Origin of the sequence: Reyranella sp. (assembly GCF_030651995.1) — a bacterium.
In the GTDB taxonomy this organism is placed as follows: Bacteria; Pseudomonadota; Alphaproteobacteria; order Reyranellales; family Reyranellaceae; genus Reyranella.
The window spans coordinates 1-18,790 of record NZ_JAUSBN010000089.1; the positions used below are offsets into that span (position 1 = coordinate 1).

19 protein-coding genes and 1 pseudogene are annotated in these 18,790 nt (G+C 65.2%); 12 read left to right on the forward strand and 8 right to left on the reverse strand.

Translation table 11 applies throughout. The annotated features are described in order from the left end of the window. Window positions 1-307: 307 nt before the first annotated feature. Together Q7V45_RS26615 and Q7V45_RS26620 are read right to left on the reverse strand one after the other, a co-directional pair. Window positions 308-1,399: an AbrB family transcriptional regulator gene (locus tag Q7V45_RS26615; RefSeq protein WP_304857567.1), complete on the reverse strand. Its 1,092-nt coding sequence runs from the start codon at window positions 1,397-1,399 to the stop codon at window positions 308-310. Then, window positions 1,396-2,178, reverse strand: coding sequence for an NAD kinase (locus tag Q7V45_RS26620; RefSeq protein ID WP_304857569.1), 783 nt, complete (start codon window positions 2,176-2,178; stop codon window positions 1,396-1,398). The genes Q7V45_RS26615 and Q7V45_RS26620 overlap by 4 nt, the downstream gene beginning before the upstream one ends. A gap of 103 nt (window positions 2,179-2,281) precedes the next feature. Here Q7V45_RS26620 and Q7V45_RS26625 point away from each other — a divergent pair, with 103 nt between their 5' ends. After that, the gene (locus tag Q7V45_RS26625; RefSeq protein WP_304857571.1) at window positions 2,282-3,160 is read left to right on the forward strand and encodes a TauD/TfdA family dioxygenase; all 879 of its coding nucleotides are present in this window, start codon (window positions 2,282-2,284) and stop codon (window positions 3,158-3,160) included. A gap of 61 nt (window positions 3,161-3,221) precedes the next feature. Here the strand turns inward: Q7V45_RS26625 and Q7V45_RS26630 are convergent, their stop codons facing one another. Next, a complete protein-coding gene (locus Q7V45_RS26630) occupies window positions 3,222-5,021 on the reverse strand; it encodes a radical SAM protein (RefSeq protein ID WP_370692666.1) in 1,800 nt (599 codons plus the stop codon). Window positions 5,022-5,324: 303 nt separating this feature from the next. Here Q7V45_RS26630 and Q7V45_RS26635 point away from each other — a divergent pair, with 303 nt between their 5' ends. Both Q7V45_RS26635 and Q7V45_RS26640 read left to right on the forward strand, forming a co-directional pair. Then, the gene (locus tag Q7V45_RS26635; protein ID WP_304857575.1) at window positions 5,325-6,575 is read left to right on the forward strand and encodes an MFS transporter; all 1,251 of its coding nucleotides are present in this window, start codon (window positions 5,325-5,327) and stop codon (window positions 6,573-6,575) included. Window positions 6,576-6,611: 36 nt separating this feature from the next. Then, window positions 6,612-7,715, forward strand: coding sequence for a lipid A deacylase LpxR family protein (locus tag Q7V45_RS26640; RefSeq protein ID WP_304857576.1), 1,104 nt, complete (start codon window positions 6,612-6,614; stop codon window positions 7,713-7,715). A 53-nt stretch (window positions 7,716-7,768) separates the two neighbouring features. Here Q7V45_RS26640 and Q7V45_RS26645 read toward each other — a convergent pair. Together Q7V45_RS26645 and Q7V45_RS26650 are read right to left on the reverse strand one after the other, a co-directional pair. Continuing rightward, window positions 7,769-7,923: pseudogene (locus Q7V45_RS26645) on the reverse strand (DUF3309 family protein). A gap of 10 nt (window positions 7,924-7,933) precedes the next feature. After that, window positions 7,934-8,530: a superoxide dismutase gene (locus Q7V45_RS26650; RefSeq protein ID WP_304857578.1), complete on the reverse strand. Its 597-nt coding sequence runs from the start codon at window positions 8,528-8,530 to the stop codon at window positions 7,934-7,936. Window positions 8,531-8,858: 328 nt separating this feature from the next. On the opposite strand from Q7V45_RS26650, the gene bfr reads away from it, so the two are divergent. Further along, window positions 8,859-9,344 carry a bacterioferritin gene (bfr, locus tag Q7V45_RS26655; protein ID WP_304857580.1) on the forward strand — a complete coding sequence of 162 codons (486 nt, stop codon included), beginning with the start codon at window positions 8,859-8,861 and terminating at the stop codon, window positions 9,342-9,344. 17 nt (window positions 9,345-9,361) lie between these two features. Here the strand turns inward: bfr and Q7V45_RS27095 are convergent, their stop codons facing one another. Both Q7V45_RS27095 and Q7V45_RS26660 read right to left on the reverse strand, forming a co-directional pair. Further along, window positions 9,362-9,565: a bacterioferritin-associated ferredoxin gene (locus Q7V45_RS27095; RefSeq protein WP_370692667.1), complete on the reverse strand. Its 204-nt coding sequence runs from the start codon at window positions 9,563-9,565 to the stop codon at window positions 9,362-9,364. 139 nt (window positions 9,566-9,704) lie between these two features. Continuing rightward, window positions 9,705-11,366: an adenylate/guanylate cyclase domain-containing protein gene (locus Q7V45_RS26660; protein ID WP_304857582.1), complete on the reverse strand. Its 1,662-nt coding sequence runs from the start codon at window positions 11,364-11,366 to the stop codon at window positions 9,705-9,707. A gap of 87 nt (window positions 11,367-11,453) precedes the next feature. On the opposite strand from Q7V45_RS26660, the gene Q7V45_RS26665 reads away from it, so the two are divergent. Genes Q7V45_RS26665 through Q7V45_RS26680 form a run of 4 tightly spaced genes read left to right on the forward strand, consistent with a single transcriptional unit; the run spans window position 11,454 to window position 13,664 of the window. After that, window positions 11,454-11,912 carry a MaoC family dehydratase gene (locus Q7V45_RS26665; protein WP_304857584.1) on the forward strand — a complete coding sequence of 153 codons (459 nt, stop codon included), beginning with the start codon at window positions 11,454-11,456 and terminating at the stop codon, window positions 11,910-11,912. Next, on the forward strand, window positions 11,909-12,754 hold the full coding sequence (locus Q7V45_RS26670) for a VOC family protein (RefSeq protein ID WP_304857586.1): 846 nt from the start codon (window positions 11,909-11,911) through the stop codon (window positions 12,752-12,754). The genes Q7V45_RS26665 and Q7V45_RS26670 overlap by 4 nt, the downstream gene beginning before the upstream one ends. A 5-nt stretch (window positions 12,755-12,759) precedes the next feature. Next, a complete protein-coding gene (locus tag Q7V45_RS26675; RefSeq protein WP_304857588.1) occupies window positions 12,760-13,203 on the forward strand; it encodes a thioesterase family protein in 444 nt (147 codons plus the stop codon). Further along, window positions 13,200-13,664 (forward strand): PaaI family thioesterase, encoded by a 465-nt coding sequence (locus Q7V45_RS26680; RefSeq protein WP_304857590.1) that lies wholly within the window; start codon window positions 13,200-13,202, stop codon window positions 13,662-13,664. Before Q7V45_RS26675 ends, Q7V45_RS26680 begins: the two co-directional genes overlap by 4 nt. Before the next feature lie 94 nt (window positions 13,665-13,758). Here Q7V45_RS26680 and Q7V45_RS26685 read toward each other — a convergent pair whose 3' ends face one another. Beyond that, window positions 13,759-15,342 (reverse strand): hypothetical protein, encoded by a 1,584-nt coding sequence (locus Q7V45_RS26685; RefSeq protein WP_304857592.1) that lies wholly within the window; start codon window positions 15,340-15,342, stop codon window positions 13,759-13,761. Between the two features lie 60 nt (window positions 15,343-15,402). On the opposite strand from Q7V45_RS26685, the gene Q7V45_RS26690 reads away from it, so the two are divergent. From Q7V45_RS26690 to Q7V45_RS26705, 4 genes are read left to right on the forward strand one after another with little or no spacing between them, the layout of a single operon-like run. Continuing rightward, the gene (locus Q7V45_RS26690) at window positions 15,403-16,143 is read left to right on the forward strand and encodes a bifunctional 2-polyprenyl-6-hydroxyphenol methylase/3-demethylubiquinol 3-O-methyltransferase UbiG (RefSeq protein WP_304857593.1); all 741 of its coding nucleotides are present in this window, start codon (window positions 15,403-15,405) and stop codon (window positions 16,141-16,143) included. Next, a complete protein-coding gene (locus tag Q7V45_RS26695) occupies window positions 16,136-17,200 on the forward strand; it encodes a glycosyltransferase family 2 protein (RefSeq protein ID WP_304857595.1) in 1,065 nt (354 codons plus the stop codon). Before Q7V45_RS26690 ends, Q7V45_RS26695 begins: the two co-directional genes overlap by 8 nt. Before the next feature lie 3 nt (window positions 17,201-17,203). Further along, on the forward strand, window positions 17,204-17,536 hold the full coding sequence (locus Q7V45_RS26700; RefSeq protein ID WP_304857597.1) for a multidrug efflux SMR transporter: 333 nt from the start codon (window positions 17,204-17,206) through the stop codon (window positions 17,534-17,536). 10 nt (window positions 17,537-17,546) lie between these two features. Further along, a complete protein-coding gene (locus Q7V45_RS26705) occupies window positions 17,547-18,410 on the forward strand; it encodes a crotonase/enoyl-CoA hydratase family protein (protein WP_304857599.1) in 864 nt (287 codons plus the stop codon). The last annotated feature ends 380 nt before the right edge of the window (window positions 18,411-18,790 follow it).

The window sequence follows — 18,790 nt, forward strand, 5'->3', positions numbered from 1 at the left end:
GACTTGGCGGATCGAATGGCCGGCCTGGTGTAGCTCGGCAACCTTGCCGCGCTCTTCAAGACTGAGCTGGTCGTATTGTTCGCCCATTGCAACACCCTAAGCTGGTGTTGCACTTCGTTTGTGAATTCAGGGGGACCTTTATCTTGCGTGCGATTGCTCTGCTGACCGAGGGGCAGGGCGCATATTCGAAATAAGCGAAATAAACGAAATAAATGAAATAGCTTGGGGGTATCCCCCCGGAAGGGTACCTGGATACCGCGAGGATCGGTGTCGGGACGTCCTGGATTGCCTCGGCCGAGGAACCCGATCAGCCGCGCGCGCGTTTCAGGATCGTCCGGAAGACGATCGGGCCGGTGATGATGATCAGGAACAGCCTGAACAGATGGTGGGTCGCCACCATCGCGACCTCGATGCCGAGGGCGAGACCGATCAGGCTCATCTCGGCGAAGCCGCCGGGGGCGTAGCTCAGGACTGTGGCGTCGAGGTTGAGGCCGGTCAGCGCGTGTGTGATCTCGGCGAAACCGACCGCGCAGGCGATGAGGATGAAGGCGGCGCCGACCGAGGCGGCCATCTCCTTGTGCAACTTGTCGAAGTTGGTGCCGACGAAACGGCAGCCGATGCCGGTGCCGACCACGACCTGCGCCGCCGCGACGAGGAAGCCCGGCGGCTGCGAGTTGGTGAAACCGCCGAGATGCGCGATGGCGCTCACGATCATCGGGCCCATCATGAAGCTCGCCGGCAGGCGCAGCAGGCGGCCGACGATCGCGCCGATCACGCCGCAGGCAATGAGTATGGCATAGTCCTTCCAGTCGTTGCCGGTCGGTCCATGGACCATGGTCAGAACGCTGGTCTGCGCGCCGTTCACCAGCCGGTACCAGACCGGGATGGTGAGCACGACCGTCAGGATGCGCAGTGCGTGGGCCAGTGCGATCGCGCGCTCCTGGCCGCCCATGGCGCCGCCCATGATGGTCATGTCGTTCAATCCGCCCGGCATGGCCGCGAAGTAGCAGGTGACCCTGTCCCAGTCGGTGACGCGCCGCAGCCAGGCGTAGCAGAGCGTGGCGCCGGTCATGGTCATGCCGGTGAGGACGCAGAGGCTGACCGCCCATTCTCCGAGCCGCTGCAGCAGTTCCGGCGTAAAGCTCGCCCCCAGCAGCACGCCCAGGATGATGATCATGCCCTGCCGCAGCCGCACCCGCATGCCGACGCGCAGGCCGAGGAACGCGGCCACGGTCGAGAAGACGCAGGCGCCCAGCATCCAGGCCAGCGGCATGCGCAGCCAGTCGAAGACGAAGCCGCCCGCCGTGCCGATGGCGAGCGCCAGGGCGAGAGGCTGCCAGCCCTCGTGGCCGATGATCCTCTTCTTCCCCGGCTTGGAGGGAATGTCCTTGCCGCTCAAGGAGCGAACTGCTCCTTCAGGATGCGTTCCTCGAGATCGTGCTCGGGGTCGAACAGCAGCGTGAGTTTCTTGTCGCTGGCCTCGGTCACGGCGACATGGGCGACGTTGGGGATCTCCACCGAGTCGGCCGCCGCGGCGACGGGACGCTTCTTCGGATCGAGGATCGTGAATTCGACCTTGGAGGTGCGCGACAGCAATGCGCCGCGCCAGCGCCGCGGCCGGAAGGCGTTGATCGGGGTCAGCGCCAGCAGGCCGGCGCCCAGCGGCAGGATCGGTCCGTGGGCCGAGAGGTTGTAGGCGGTCGAACCGGCAGGGGTCGCCACCAGCACGCCGTCGCAATGCAGCTCGGGCAGACGCTTCTGGCCGTCGACCGCGACCTCGATCCGCGCGGTCTGGCGGCTCGACCGCAGCAGCGACACCTCGTTGATGGCGAGCACTTCCGAGACCTTGCCGCGCGTGTTGGTGGCGAGCATGCGCAGCGGCGTCAGCGTTACCTGGCGGGCCTTCTTGAGGCGCTTCAGCAGGTTGGTTTCCTTGTAGGTGTTGAGCAGGAAGCCGACCGTACCGAGGTTCATGCCGTAGATCGGCTTGAGCCGCCGCATGTTGCGATGCAGCGCCTGCAACATCAGCCCGTCGCCGCCCAGCGCGACGATGATGTCGGCCTCGGCGGCCGTCGCCGCGCCATAGATCGCTTCGAGGCGGGCCTTGGCCTCGCGGGCCGTGGGCGTGGCGGCACAGACGAAGGCGAGGCGGGGAGCGGGCTGGGACTGGACGGCCATACGGGATACAGCAATGCCTCGGGTGCAGGAATCGCACTATAGCCGCCCGCCGCGCCGGTGCGATAAAATCCCGGTCACAAAAGAAACTGCGAGGAGGAACGCAATGGAACTGATCCCGCTGGCCGATGGCTTCGGCGTCGAAGTGAAGGGTGTCTCGCTGCTCGACGTCGCGACGGATGCCGAGGCCTACAAGGCCATCCGGCAGGCTTTCGAGACGCATTCACTCCTTGTGTTCCGTGACCAGCAGATCGCCGACGACATCCAGGTCGCCTACAGCCGCGCCTTCGGTCCGCTGGAACTGACCAAGGCGGCATCGCTCGGCGAGAACAGCTTCTATTCGCGCCTGACCAATGTCGGCCAGCAAGGCGAGATCGTGCCGCCCGATCACCGCCAGGTGCTGATCGCCAAGGCCAATGCGCTCTGGCACACCGACTCGTCCTTCAAGAAGACGCCGGCGCTCGCCTCCGTACTGACCGCGCGCGTGCTGCCGGGCGAAGGCGGCGAGACCGAGTACACCTCGACGCGGCTCGCCTGGGAACGGCTGCCGGCCGACCTGCAGGAGAAGCTGAAGACGGCGGTGGCGACCCATTCCTACGCCAACAGCCGCGACCAGATTCATCCCGACCTCGCCAATGCCGAGGAGCGCAAGGCGCTGCCGCCGGTGCGCTGGCGGTTGAACTGGCGCAATCCGGCCAACGACCGACGCGCGCTCTACGTCGCCAGCCATGCCTATGCGATCGACGGCATGGACGACCGCGACGCGCGCCAGCTTCTCGCACAGCTCCTCGACGAGGCGACGCGGCCGGAATTCGTCTACAGCCACAAATGGCGCCAGGGCGACGCGGTGATGTGGGACAACCGCGCCATGCTCCATCGCGGCCGTCCGTGGGACTACACGCGTGAACGCTCGATGGTGCGCACGACGATCTCTGCGACCGAGGCCGACGGCCTCGCCGAAGTGACGCCGAAGGTGGTTCACTAAGGAATTCGAGGGAGACTGGCGGCTCCGTGCAAAGCACGCGCCGCCAGCTCGATGTGCGCCGTTATTCCGCGGCAGCCAGGCGCTGCTGGTTCTGCTGGGCCGCCACCTTGGCGCGGGCGAGATCCTCGCCGCGGCGCTTGTTGACGGCCGCACCGCCGCCCGAGGTCTCGGCGAACAGCGACAGCTTGTCCATGTCGTCGTCCATCACGGGCTGCAGCGCGAGATCGGTGTATTCGAGGCGCTTCGGGTCGTTCTTGACCTTGCGGCCGATGGCGATGCCCTGCAGCGTGAGGCGCGCGTAGATCTTGAGCTTGCGCCAGAAATCCGCCGCCACCTTGTAGTGGAACACGCCGATCGGCTCGATCGGCATGCCGTGGCGGCGGTCGAGGCGATACTTCATGCGCACCGCACCGCCTTCCAGCGGGTGCACGCCCTCGGCCTCGAACATGATCTTGAACATGGTCATGAAGCGCGCCGGCTCGGCCGGGTCGCGGCCGGGGATCGCGCCATGGCGACGCGCCACCGTCTCGATGTGCTCGGGCGTGTAGTAGGACGCCCAAGCCTCGCGATAGACCTGCTCGAACTCCTCGTCGCTCATCTTCGGATGGTGCACGCAGCGATGATGGACGTCGTACTTGTTGAGATCGGGGTCCATCCAGACGCCCTGCTTCCACAGGGTCTGGTGATCCTCCGAACCGGGGAGCGGCGTCAGCATGAACAGCTCGAGGATATCGAGCGGCAGCTCCTTCTTGATGATCTCCATGTCGCGCAGGATCGAGGCGCGCGTGTCACCGGGGAAACCAAGGATGTAGCCGGCCCAGGTCGAGGCGCCGCTGTTGTGCCACGCCTGCAGCATCTTGCGGTACTCGGTGATCTTGTTCTGGCGCTTCTTGGCGGCCAGCAGATTGTCCGGGTTGACGTTCTCGAGGCCGATGAAGACGCGATAGACGCCGGCCCAGCGCGCCTTGTTGATGAAGTTCGGAATGCGGTGGCACTGGGTGTCGACCTGGATGATCAGGGACAGCTGGATGCCCTCGTTCTCCTTCAGCTCGATGAGCCGGTCGAAGAAATCCTCCCAATGCTTGTTGCGGGCCATGTTGTCGTCGGTGATGAAGAACGACGTAATGCCCTGCTTGTAGTTCTCGCGAATGATCGCTTCGAGATCGTCGGCGGTGCGGAAGCGGCTCTTGCGGCCCTGCACGTTGATGATGGTGCAGAACGAGCACTGGAACGGGCAGCCGCGGCCGAGGTCGAAGCTCGACATGCCGCCTTCGTTGCGCGCCAGCGCCGACGGCGGCAGGTGCGGGGTGGGAGCGCCCTCGAGGCCCGGCAGATCGTCCATGTAGTTGTAGAGCGGCTTCATGGTGCCGTTCATCGCGTCGCGCAGTACGAGGTCGAAGCGGCCTTCCTCGGCCTCACCGGCGAAGATCGAGACGCCCATGTCCATGGCTTCCTGGATCTCGGGCGGGATCACCGGCAGCATCGACAGGCAGCCCGACACGTGGAAGCCGCCGATGGCCACCGGGAAGCGGCCCTTCAGGAACTTGCGGGCCAGATCGACCGCGTGGGGATACTGGTTGGTCTGGACGCCGACCAGGCAAATCAGGCCCTTGCCACCGCTGCGCTCGATCTTGGCCATCAGGTGGTCGGGGCGGACACGGGTGTTGGTCTCGTCGATCGGGTGGATGACGATGTCAACGTCCGGCCCCAGGACCTGCCGCGCACGGCAATCCTCGCCGAGACCATAGAGCGCGGCCAGCGTGTTCGAGGGGATGTGCGAACGAAGCCATGTGATCGGATAGCCATCGTCATCGTAATGAGTAGGCTTGATCAGAATGAGATGAAACTTCGTACGCTTCACGGCACCGCCCATCGCGGACTTCTCCAAGACAAAACCCGCACGCGGTTCGAACCATTTACCGCTTGACGGCATTCATTGTCACAATGCTCTGAGCCGGTCCTCAACGCAACCGGGAGCCGGTCAAAATTCTCAGAATGAAGGCGCAATAGAACCACTAGAATTAGGGTTTTCTGGAGCCAAGCCCCGCCATTAGTGCGGATTTGCCATGCCGAGGCGATCCTTGCAGTCCGTGGCGTGAGAGCGCAGCCTCACAATGCCTGAAGCGCCCCGAGAGAATGCGCAGGGCGAGGGAACGAACAGGAATTGAGCCTCATCACACGTGCGCCCGCCCTGGCGCCTTTCCGGATTCGAAGCTTCCGCTTCCAGTGGCCGTCCGATCTCCTTGCGTCCTGGGCGTTCGAGATGGAAGGCGTCATCCTCGGCTGGTTCGTGCTGGTGTCGACCGGCTCGGTCCTGGCGCTGGCGGTATTCGGCTCGCTGCAGTTCCTCGGCACGTTGATCTCGCCCCTGTTCGGCATGGCGGGCGACCGGATCGGTAACCGCAACGTCCTGCTTCTGATGCGGCTGGGTTACCTCATCCTGGCGGCCTGCCTGATGACCCTGTTCCTGACGGGCCTGGCGTCGCCGGTGCCGGTGTTCATCCTCGCCACCCTGATGGGGTTGATCCGTCCCTCCGACATCACGATGCGCAATCTGCTCGTCGGCGAGACCATGCCGGCCGACTACCTGATGCGGGCGATGGGTGTATCGCGCACCACCGCCGATTCAGCCCGGATCGTCGGCGCGCTGACGGGCGCCGGCCTGGTCGCGGCCCTGGGCTCGGGTCTGGCCTATGTGGCGGTCTGCGGCATCTACGCTCTCTGCCTTGCGCTGACGCTCGGAGTGGGCATCCGTCGGCTGCGGGTTCTGAGCGACGGTGAGGTCGCGATGTCGGCTCTTGCGGCCCTGCGGCAGGGCTTCGCCTATGTCTGGTCGACGCCGGTCATCCGTGCGGTGATGCTGCTGGCCTTCCTCGTGAATTTCGCGGCCTATCCCTTGACCGGCTCGCTGCTCGCCTATGTGGCCAAGGACGTCTACGGAATGGACCAGACCGGCCTCGGCTGGCTGATCGCCAGCTTCGCCGGCGGAGCCCTGGCCGGTTCGATCCTGGTCTCCCTGTACGGCGCTCATATCCGGCCGGCGCGCACGATGATCGTCTGCGCGCTCGTCTGGATGTCCTGCAATCTCGTCTTTTCTTGGCTGACGACGCCGTTGCCGGGGGAGATCGTCCTGTTCGTTTCGGGCCTCTTCCAGAGCTTCTGCATGATCCCGATGTCGGTGATCCTGCTCCGCGTCACCGAACCCGCGCTGCGGGGCTGCGTCATGGGCGTTCGAATGCTCGCGGTCTATGGCATGCCTGTCGGACTGCTGCTGTCCGGCCCAATGGTCGAGTGGGCCGGCTTTGCAGCTACAGGGACCCTGTACAGCTTGGTCGGCATCGTCTTCACCGTGGTGATCGCGGTGTGGTGGCGGGCTGACCTGTGGGCCCGCGCAGCCCCCGTGAACGTTCGCTGACCGCAACCTAACGACGGCCGTTGCGTTCCTGCGGGAATGCATCACCCCTTCGCCACGACCATCGCTCTGGCGATGGCCGTTCTGTTTGCCGCCTCCGCTCCGGCCGGCGCCCAGTCCTCCAACGAAGAGAAGCCCGCGCCGCGGCCCTCGGCCACCGAGGACGAGCAACGCAGCATCTACACGTTCCAGGTGGAGAACGACGTGTTCAACCGGTTCGGCCGGTCGGACCGAGACTATACCAGCGGCGTCCGCATCGGGTGGCTGTCGCCCGCCATCATGGAAATGCCCCGCGGGATCGTGGCGATGACCACCATTCCGACCTTCCTGGGGGAAGCCGCGGCCGATTCAGTGATCCGGCGCGTCGCCATCTCCGCCGGACAGAATATCTACACGCCTGAGAACACCTATGTGACGAACCCGATCTACAATGACCGGCCTTATGCGGCCTGGCTTTATGCGAGCTTTGCGCTGCAGTACACCTACAAGCGCCACGATCCCAGGACCGGCATCGACGAGCCGACACGCCTCGATACGCTGCAGCTCGATCTCGGCGTGATCGGCCCTGCCGCAGGCGGCGAGTTCGTGCAGAACAACTTCCATAAACTGATTGGCGTGTCGCCCGCCTATGGCTGGGGCAACCAGCTCCACAACGAACCCACGGTCGGCCTCTCCTTCGAGCGGCGCTGGCGCACCGGTCGTGCCGTCCTGATCGACAGTCCCAAGCTCGAGGTGGACTTCATCCCGCGCGCGGCATTTGCAGTCGGCAACGTCGCGACCTACGGCAGCGTCGGGGGCACGGCGCGCATCGGCAAGAACCTGCGGGACGACTTCGGGCCGACGCGGGCCCGCCCGGCCCTGCCCGGATCGGACGCCTTCATCGGCGACGGAAGCTTCGGCTGGTACCTGTTCGCGGGTATCGACGGGCAGGCGGTCGCCCGCAACATCTTCCTGAACGGCAATACCGACGGCTTCAGTCAGAGCGTGTCGCTCAGGCCCTTCGTCGGCGAGGTGCAGGCGGGACTGGCCGTGCTTTGGGGCGGCATGCGGATTTCCTATACCCAGATCCTGCGCACACCTGAATTCTTCGAGCGCGACCGCATCACCCAGTTCGGCTCGATCAATCTCACCTTCCGATACTGACACCAAGATAAAAGGGGCGCCCGAAGGCGCCCCCTTGTCTGCGGAGTGGACCGCTATATGCGTCCCATCAACAACAGGATCACGACGATGATGAGCACCAGTCCGATACCACCGCTCGGGTAGTAACCCCAGCTGCTGCTGTACGGCCAGGTCGGCAACGCCCCGATCAAAATCAGATCAGGACGATCAGAAGAATGGTGCCCAGCATTGATTGCTCCTTAGCCGAGGTTTGCCTCGGCGAACGACCAGTTCGCGAGCTTATCGAGCCAGGCCTGGATGTGATCCGGCCGGCGGTTCTGGAAGTCGAGGTAGTAGGCGTGCTCCCACACGTCGGCGACGAGGAGCGGGGTGCCGCCATGGGCCATCGGAGTGTCGGCGTTGGCGGTCGTCTCGATCTTGAGCTTGCCGTCCGCGCCCTTGACGAGCCAGGCCCAGCCGCTGCCGAACTGACCGACGGCCGCCGCCTTGAAGGCCGCCTTGAAGGCGTCGAGGCCGCCGAAGCTGTCGTCCAGTGCCGCCTTGATCTTGCCGGTCGGCTCGCCGCCCTTGGGCGCCATGCTGTTCCAGTAGAAGGTGTGGTTCCAGATCTGGCCGGCGTTGTTGAAGATCGCCTTGCCCTTCTCGTCCTTGGCCGACTTCTTCACGACCTCTTCAAGTGACAGGCCTTCGTAGGCGGTTCCGGGAACGAGCTCGTTCAGCTTGTCGACATAGGCCTTGTGGTGCTTGCCGTAGTGGAAGGAAATGGTGTTGGCCGAGATCACCGGCGCGAGCGCGTCATCGGCATAGGGGAGTTTCGGAAGAGTGAAGTTGGACATAACGCTATCCTCAGCTGGCTGGCCCGGAACGTCCCGGGCGGGCGGCGTCCGACATGAACGCACCTCACCTTATGACGTTGCGCGTTGCGATGGCGCTACGTTTTTTCCTGTAGGATCCTAAAGCCCTGATTCGGCGTGTGGGATCGTGCGGCGCTATCGCCGGCATGTGGGACGCGTCTGAATCGGGCAAGTCGTTCTCACTCGCCGCACCTGGAACCGTTGCGCACGATTTTATCAGCGAACGTTTCTCAGTCGCTCACTCTGTGGTTGCGTGCCCGGACTCGGTGAGTATTTGTGAGGGCCGACTCATTCAAAGAGGAAGTTCGCCATGAAGGGCAACCCGCAGATCATCGCCGAACTCAACAAGCTCCTGAAGAACGAGCTGACGGCGATCAACCAGTATTTCCTCCATGCCCGCATGATGAAGCACTGGGGCTTCGATCGCCTCGGCAAGAAGATCTACGAGGAGTCGATCGGCGAGATGAAGCACGCCGACAAGCTCATCGAGCGAATCCTCATGCTCGACGGCCTGCCCAACCTGCAGGACCTGGGCCGGCTCGCGATCGGCGAGAACGTGCCGGAGGCTCTCGACGCCGACCTCAAGCTGGAGACCGCCGCGCGCGCCGCACTGGTAGAGGCCGTGACAGCCTGCGAGGTCGCGAAGGACTATGTCAGCCGCGAGATCGTGGTCGACATCCTCGAGGACGCGGAGGAGCACATCGACTTCCTCGAGACCGAGATCGGTCTGATCGAGAAGGTGGGCGTGCAGAACTACCTGCAGAGCCAGATGGGCGAAGGGAAGGGCCCGAGCTGAACGCTCGAGACGCGACGTCAGTCGGCCGCGAGGAGCGTCGGCTCGACCGAACACTCATGGGCGATCGCATGGGCAATGCGGTCGCGCATGTCACAGGCGCAGGTTCCGCATTGGGGGCTCTTTCCGCAGGCCCGGAAGACGTCGGCTGGACGCCGGGCCCCGGCCCGAACGGCCGCATCGACCTCGCGTTCGCGAATGGCTTTGCAAATGCAGATATACATGCCTTGAAGGCCGTTTCTTCCCAGTGTTGCGACTTACTCGCAGGTGCACGATAAGGGCAGGTGCCCGGGCCGGTCAAGCCCCTCGCGGCCCCCTGAGGATGTGTGTCGTCCGACCGGCGCTTGCGGCTCGATACGGAGCTTAGAGCGGCGCCACCCTGAACGGCCCGATGGCCGTAATGGCGCAGTCGGAGCCGCCGGCATCGCGGCAGGCCTGCAGTGCCGTCGAGATGGCGTCCTGCTCGCTCGGCCGGTTCGTGGCGATGCCGATACGACCATTGGCGCCCAGCGCGACGGCACGCCAGCCGTCGGCGATCAGGTATTGATCCAGCGACTTGGTCTGGGCGTCGTCCAGGCCACTCATGTCCTGGGGGGTGAAGATGTCGGTGACGCGCATGGTCTGCGGCGTGCGAACCAGCACTTCGTTGTTCAGCGCGTAGACGACGCAAGGCCGCCCGGTCAGGTGACCGCAGATCTGCAGGTTGCGGCGGATCGCGTCGGTGTCGCTTTCGCTCGGTGTCCACCAGTCGACCCGATTGTGCCCCAGCACCAGGGCGCGGCTGTGTTTGCTGGAGAGGTAATGGGTCGTCAACCGTTCGCGGGCTGCCGCACCGAGCAACGGCGCCGTCGCGGGATCGAAGGTAATCGGAGGGGACGGCTTCGTTGTGGGCACATAGGGCGGCGGCGGCATGGGCGGGGGCCGGAACGACCAGACGACGTCATTCTCGAGGGCGTAGAGCGTACAGCGGTCGTAGGCGCGCACGATCGGTACGTCTCTCTCGACCTTCCGGTTGCAATCTTCGAGGGCGACCCGGCGCGCGGTCGCCTCGTCGATCCGGTCAATTGCCATCGCGAAGATGCCGCGTACGTTCAGCGCCAAGGCCTTGGCGCCGGGGGCGTCGGCATAGTTCTGCAGGGCGCGCCAATGGAAGTCGGGAACGAACGGCACATCCCTGGCTGCGAAGCGACGAGGCGCAGCGGAAGCCTGCGGGGCAGTTCGAGGGGCCGCCGGCACCGGAGACGCAGCCGGGGTCGTCACGCGGGGCACGGCCTCCGTGGCGACAGTGTCCGGTACGGGCGCGTTCGTGACCGGCAGGGCCGAGGTTGGTTCGGCGGTCTGCAAGGAGGGCGATGCCGAAGGGTGGCGCAGATAGAAGGTCCCGGCGAGCGCGCCCAGGACCAGGATCGCCATGACCCCTCCAGCCAGGAACAGGCGCGTGCGCGGCATAGACCGAGCCACGGCATGTGCGGGATGGCCAGCGGCGCCGGAGCGCGCGCCGTCGACCGTCAGACGATAGGCATGGATGGGGCGGGGGATGTTCTTGACGTGCTGCTCGCCGATATCCTCGGCGACCAGCATCAGCTTTCCGACGATCTGGTCGTAGACGGACGACGAGATGCAGATGCCGCCGGGGGCGGAGATCGATTCGAGGCGTGCTGCAACGTTCACGGCATCGCCCATGAGATCGTCGCCGCTCTCCACGACGTCGCCCAGGTTGACGCCGATCCTCAGGATGAGCTGGTCGTCGGCCTTCGCGCCGGCGTTGGCCGAGCGCATGGCCTCCTGAATCTCGAGGGCGGCACGGACAGCCTCGACCGGACTTGCAAATTCCGCCAGCAGCCCGTCGCCGGTCATCTTGAAGACGCGTCCGCGATGCTGGCGCATGAGCGTGCCGGCAGAATCGAGGCGGACCGCCAGCAGGGTCAGCGCGCGTTCCTCGTCGCGCGCCGACATGGCGCTGAACGCGACCACGTCGAGGGCGAGGATCGTGGTGAGCCGTCGGACGAGATTTGTATCGGTCATTGCGCGCTGGTTTCCGGGCCCAAACTACCATAGCCCGCGCCGGAGGACATGCTTGCGTGATGGCCCATGCTCTGCGAAGACCGACTCATGCAATCCGAAGAACCCCGCTACTGGGAAGACTACGAAGTCGGCAGGAAGTACCCTCTCGGCTCGACCAGCTTCACGGCCGAGGAAATCATCGAATTCGCCGAGAAGTTCGATCCGCAGACCTTTCATGTCGATGCCGAAGCCGCCAAGTCCTCTCTTTTCGGAGGGCTTTGTGCGTCGGGCTGGCACGTCGCCGCCAAGCTGATGAGACTCTTCGTCGACAACTACGTCGACAAGCGCACGGCGCTGGGCTCTCCGGGCCTCGACGAGTTGCGCTGGCTGAAGCCGGTGAAGCCGGGCGATACGCTCACCGCCTGGGTCGAGTGCGCGAACAAGGTGCCGTCGAAGAGCCGCCCGACCATGGGTGTCATCCACGAGCACTGGACCGCGGTGAATCAGAATGGCGAACTGGTCATGACCTCCAAGGGGGTCAACATGGTGCGCAGGAGGCCGGCATGAAGCGTGCGGTGAAGGGGCTCGACCATGTGGTTGTCATGGTCGATGGCATCGACGCGGCCGAGGCGGCCTACAGGAAGCTCGGCTTCCAGGTCCAGCCGCGCGGCTTCCACAAGAAGCTCGGCACGGCCAACCACCTGATGATCTTCGACACCGACTATTTCGAGATCCTGGGCATCGTCGAGGACACAGAGTTCAACGCCGAGCGGCGCGAATGGCTTAAGGGCGGGGGCGGTCTCGCCAACGTGGCCCTTGCCACCGATGGCGCCGACGTGGCTTACGAAGCCTTCAAGGCGGCCGGTCTCAATCCCGATGCGCCGCTCTTCTTCGACCGTGCGGTCGAGGTCGCGGGAAAGACGGAACTCGCCAGGTTCCGGACCGTGCGCATTCCCAAGGACAACATGCCGGTCGTCGGCTTCTTCGTCTGCGAGCACCAGACGCCCGAATTCGTCTACCGGCCGGAATGGGCCGCCCATCCGAACGGAGCGCGCGGCATCCTGGGCGTCACCGTGATCGCCGAGCAGCCGGCCAAGTGGATCCCCGAACTCGAGAAGTATTTCGGGCCGGGCTCCGTCAAGCGCGAAGGCGAAGGCCTGGTGGTCGACACCGGCACCCAGCCGATCCGCTACATGACGCCCAAGGACTATGCCGTCCGCTATCCCGGCATCACGCCGGTACGGTCGGGAGATCATCCGGCGCTGCTCACCGTGCGGGTCGAGAACCTCGCGGCGTGCCAGGACCTGCTGAAGAAGAATGGCGTCAGGTTCACGAAGCCCGACTCCGGCCGGCTGGTCGTCCCGCCGTCGGAAGCCGCGCATCTCACCCTGGAATTCTCGGAGCTCTAGTCTTCATGGCGTTCGATCTCGCCGACCGCGGCATCTACGGATTCTCGACCACTGAAAACCTGCGCTTCGCCGACGTCGACGCCAACGGGCACATCAACAACGGCGCCTTTCTGGAGCTGCTGGAGAATGCCCGTGTCACCTACCTGCGCCAGATCGTGCGAGCGGGGCTGCCGCGTTTTCGCCTGGTCGTCGGGCGCATCGAGGCCGACTTCAAGCGCCAGATGTTCTACCCCGGCACTGCCGTCGCCTGCTGCCGCCTCATCGAGGCGCACGACCGCAAGTGCGTGATCGGCCAGGGCCTGTTCGACGGTGACGGCAACTGCACCGCCGTTCAGAAGGTGATCATGGTGTCGCTCAACGAGGAGACGCACCGCGCAACGCCCTTCGATCCGGTGGTGCGTGCCATGCTCGACCGGCTCGTGACCTCGAAGGACGGGCTCGATCCATGACCGCTTCCGTGCCGGAAGGCTTCCGCAGGCTCGATGTCACCGACGACTTCGTCGGGCTCGTGGGACCGCTCTGGTTCAAGGCGGAGGAGGACGGTCTCAGGATTGGCCTGCCGCTGGAAAAGCGGCACGGCAATCCGATGGGCTGGGCGCATGGCGGTCTGCTGGTCACAGTCGCCGACATGGTGATGGGCGTGGGCTCGGGCTTCTCGACCGGCATGTTCTGGCCGCATCCCACGATCTCGCTGACCAGCGAGTTCGTGCGCGGCGCCCGGCTCGGCCAGTGGCTCGAAGGCAAGGCGCGCATCGCGCGGCGTACGATCAACTTCTGCTTCGCCAGCTGCGACCTCGTCTGCGATGGCGAGATCGTCCTCGTGGCGTCAGGCGTCTTCAAGGTGCCGGATCCGGAGAAGATCCCGGAGGCCGCACGCGCCGCTGCGCTGTCGCCACCGTGGAAGATCTGAGCCTTCTGTCATCCTGAGCGAAGCGAAGGATCTTACGCCAGCCAGGGAGTACTTCGGTCGCTCCGTCCGGTCCTTCGCTTTGCTCAGGAAGACTTTACTTTTTCGACTTCTTCCGCCGGTAGATCCGGTAGCGGTCGAAGTCCATCAAGTGTTCGTAGTTCTCGAAGGCGTCGGCGAACACCCGGTTCTGCATGAAGTAGTCGAGATAATCGAACTCCTTGCCCTGGCAACGCGGCACGCCGGCGATGCGGTCGACGATCAGCAGGTCGGGATGCTCGCGGGCGAAGTCCTCGCTCAGCGTGTCGAACACGAACTTCTCGGAGTCGCCCATCGTGTCGGGCGGATTGTAGAGGGCCGGGAAGTCGTCGCAGGTCGCATAGACACCCTGCAGCACCCACATGGTCAGGAACCGCGTCGTCATGCGGCCGCCGATGTAGTTCACCATCGGCCAGAACGGATAGATGCCGGGCGACAGGACGAGGATGGTCCGGTTCGGTGCGTTCTGCTCGATGATGTGCTGCAGCCGACCGCCGATGGACGCCTCGAACTGGCGCTGCTTGTAGAAGGGCGGCGTATAGAGCGCGGCCTGGAAGTAGAGCAGCACCATGAAGGTGGCGCAGATCACCGCCACCGGCAGGCGGTGGGCGCTGCGGCTTATCGGCAGGTAGCGGTCCACGGTCTGGGAGACCGTGAGGGCCGCCAGCAGGATCGCGGCCGAAAGCGCCGGCAGCACGTGATAGGGCCAGCCTTTGGCTTGGCCGATCGCAGACAGGGCCGCACCCACGCCGAAGACCACGAGGACGCGCGCGGCGATGGTCTTGGTGAAGACGATGGCCAGGAGGCCGAAGATGGCCAGCGCCAGCAGCGTGGGCCCCAGCACGTTGCTGGTCAGCACCTCGCGCCAGCCCGACTCGCCGATCGGCGCATAGGCCTCGACCGCCAGCGGCAGCACGAAATGACCGAAATCCGGGAACACCAGATACATGATCGCCAGGTGGGCGACCGCCATGAGGCCGATCGCCCAGGGGATCGGGTCGGTGAAGGTCGGGCGCACGCCGCGCCGGAACAGCAGGTAGAGCTCCACTGCCGCCGGGATGGCGAGATAGTGGGGCTTCATGGCGAGCGCGACGCCCGCGACGAGGCCGATGACAATGGAGGCGAAACGCGACGGATTCACCCCCTCGGCGCGCGCCATCGAGGCGATCAGGTAGGGCGCACAGGCCACGAACATGATGTGCTCGCGCTGGCCGAAATGCTCGTTGGGCAGCACCGTGAACAGGAACAGCAGCACGGGCGGCAGCAGCGCCTCGGTGAGCGCATGGTCGGCGGACGGCACGAGACGGATGAGCCGCCGGCAGGCCCAGAACGAGGCGAAGATGCCGGCCACCATCCAGGCCGTGAACCAGAAGGCCACGGTTCCGGGCAGGATTTTGGCTGTCAGGACCGGCAGTCCGTGCACGATGAAGGCCAGCGGCAAGTTCTCGTCCAGCACCTCGACATAGAGCTTCTCGCCGCCGATCCAGCGGGTCGACACGTCGAGGATGGCGGCCACGTCGTGGTTGATGGGCGGAAAGAAATAGCCGGCGAGCCAGAGGATCGGCAGCGCGAACAGCGGGACCAGCAGGAGCTGCTCGACACGCGGCGGAATGGTCGGAGGTTTGGTGTGAACGGTTGGCAAGGCGGTACGAAGATATCATAAGCGGACGGGAAGGGGAGACTTCCCGGGAGAGGCCGCTTCGTGGAACGGGCCGAATACGAGCAGATGCATGCGGTCGAAGACCGCATGTGGTGGTATCGCGGCCTGCGCCGGCTGGTCGCGGACCAGCTTGCCCGGGCGCTGTCGCGAACGAAGGCTGGCGGCCCGGTCCTCGATGCCGGATGCGGCACCGGCGGCATGCTGCGGGTGCTGGGGGCGGCCGTCGGCGGCCGGCCGACCATCGGTCTCGAATACGACCCGGTGGCCGCCGGCATGGCAAAGGCCAAGGCGGGACGGCCGGTCTTTTCCGGCTCGGTCAATGAAATGCCGATCGGCGGCGGAACGCTCGGGGCGTATGTCTCGCTCGACGTACTCTGTCACGCCAACGTCGAACCCGCGCGTGCCCTGAAAGAGGCGCATCGCTGCCTCGGGCCGGGCGCGATCGCGGTCTTCAATCTGCCCGCCTATTCCTGGATGCTGTCGGCCCACGACAGGCGTGTGCACAATGCCCGCCGCTTCACGCGCGGCGAGGCCCGCGCCCTGATCGCCGCCTCGGGCTTCCGTATCCTTCGGGCAAGCTATTGGAACACGCTCCTGTTTCCCCTGATGCTCATCCACCGGCTGGTCGAGCGTGGCGACGCCGAGAGCGACGTGCGCGACTATCCGCGCTGGCTCGATGCCATTTTCTCAACTGCGCTCGCCATCGAGCGCGCTGCCGTTGGCGCCGGGCTCAGCCTGCCGTTCGGCGGTTCCCTCATGATCGTGGCGGTACGTGATGCTTGAGACTTCCGAAGAGACGCCGTCGCTGTCGCCGGCCCTGTCCATCGTCGTGCCGGTCTATAACGGTGCGGCGACCGTCGGCGAACTGGTGAAGGCCTTGCGCGCCCTGGAGATCGAGGGTGGCCTGGAGATTGTCCTGGTGGTCGACGGCAGCCCCGACAACAGCCTCGACATCTGCAAGCAGCTCGCGGCAGAGCCCGGTGCGCCGGTGACCGTGCTGAGCCTCAGCCGAAATTTCGGCGAGCACAATGCGGTCATGGCGGGTTTCGCGTGCGCGCGCGGCAGCTACACGATCACCATGGACGACGACCTGCAGAACCCGCCCGAGGAGGTTCGTCGGCTATTCGAGCATGCCCGCGACGGCAGGTACGATGCTGTCTACACCTACTATGAGGAAAAAAAGCACGCAGCCTGGCGCAATCTCGGCAGCCGCTTCACCAACTGGTGCGCCGACAAGCTGATCGACAAGCCGCCCGGCCTCTACCTCTCGAGCTTTCGCTGCGTTTCACGCTTCCTGCGCGAGCGGGTCGTGTCGAGCTACGAGGGACCGGCACCCTATGTCGACGGCCTGATCTTCCAGATCACCCAGAACGTGAGCCGGCTGCAGGTCAACCACCTGCCGCGCGCCGAGGGGCGCTCGAACTACACGCTGCGCCGCCTGCTGCGACTGTGGCTGGCCATGTTCCTCAACTTCTCGGTGATGCCGCTCCGTATTGCAACGATCCTCGGCCTGGTCTTCGGCGCCCTGGGTGCCCTGGCCGCCGGCATCACGATCGTGGAGGCGATCATTTCCGACAAGCCACCCCAGGGATGGGCTTCGTTGATGGTCGCCGTACTCGTGCTGGCGGGCGTGCAGCTCCTCGTGATCGGCATGATCGGCGAATATCTCGGCAGCATGTTCCTCGCCGTCAACCGCAAGCCGCAATACCTGGTGCGGGAAGTGTTTCGCCGCGGACCTGGGCCCGGGGGGCTCGACATCGAGCAGCCGAAGGTCGATACGCGGGCAGCCGGCCAGCCGCATCGCGAGCCTTCGCACGAGCCGGACCGCAGGGAGAGCTGAAGCATGACGATCTACTACGTGGCGCTGGGGATCGGCATCCTGGCCGGCATCGGCGGCCAGATCCTCCTGAAGGCCGGTGCCGATGCGCCGGACTTCGTGAGCCAGCTTTTCCGCCCCTCGACCATCATGGGCCTGGCGCTCTACGGCTCCGCCGCGTTCCTCTACATCGTCGCGCTGCGCAAAATTCCTGTTTCGGTCGCCTTTCCCAGCGTGTCGCTCTCCTATGCGATCGTTGCAGTGCTCGGGCACTTCCTTTTTGGCGAACCGTTCGGCATCAAGCAGATCGGCGGCATCGCGCTGATCGTGGGCGGTGTCGTTCTCATCAACCAGAGCTGAGGGGCGCCCCGTGAATTACGAGCAGATCAAGTACGAGACCAAGGACGGCATCCTCACCGTCACGCTCAATCGCCCCGACAAGCTGAACGCCTTCACCGGCAAGATGCTGTCGGAGCTGCTCGACGCGATGGACCGCGCCGACCGCGACGACGACGTTCGCGCGGTCGTCTTCACCGGCGCCGGCCGTGGCTTCTGCGCGGGCGCCGACCTGTCGGGCGGCGCCAACACCTTCAACGCCGAGAATCGCGGGCCGGTCGATCCCGGTCTCGACGGCCACCGCGATGGCGGCGGCCTCTTCACCCTGCGTCTCTACGAATCGCTGAAGCCCACGATCGCCGCGTGCAACGGGCCGGCGGTCGGCGTCGGCATCACCATGCAGCTCGCCATGGACATCCGTCTCGCCTCCGAGGCGGCGCGCTACGGTTTCGTGTTCACGCGCCGCGCCATTGTCATGGAAGCCTGCTCGAGCTGGTTCCTGCCGCGCCTCGTGGGACCGCAGCAGGCTTTGGAGTGGGTCATGACCGGCCGCGTCTTCTCCGCCGAGGAGGCGCTGAACGGCCGTCTGGTGCGCTCGATCCACAAGCCCGACGACCTTCTGCCGGCCGCTTACGCGCTGGCCCGCGAGATCGCCGACAACACCGCGCCGGTTTCGGTGGCCCTCACCCGCCAGCTCATCTGGCGCATGGCCGGCGCCTCGCACCCGATGGAGGCGCACCGGGCCGACAGCCGCGCCATCCAGGCCCGCGGCCGCTCGGGCGACGCCAAGGAGGGCGTGACCTCGTTCCTCGAGAAGCGTCCGCCCGTCTATCCCGATCAGGTCTCAAAGGACGTGCCCGACATCTGGGATCACTGGAAGGCGCCCGCGTTCGACTAGGCGCCCAGCAGTCTTCGACATCCCAAGGCGGCGCGCTCCCAGGCGCGCCGCCTTTCGTTTGCACGGCGCTTGACCACACAGGCGGCGGTGCGACCGGAGTGGTCAGGTAGTCGCTGTCGCCAACTCTCACAGACAGCCGGGGATTGTCTCTCTCGGAGGCCCTTTCACTTCAGGTCCTAACGTATTCGAGTAACGGTATTTCGAGGTTGTGCATGGCCGTCGATGCCGATAATGACGGGCCACTGATTTTGTGAATCGCTCGACGCCGCACGGGGCGCGAATAACTTCGGAACCAAGTGAAATGGACGAAAAGACAGACGTCATCGAGATGACGGCGGATATCGTGTCCGCCTACGTCGGCAACAACACTGTGGCCGCCG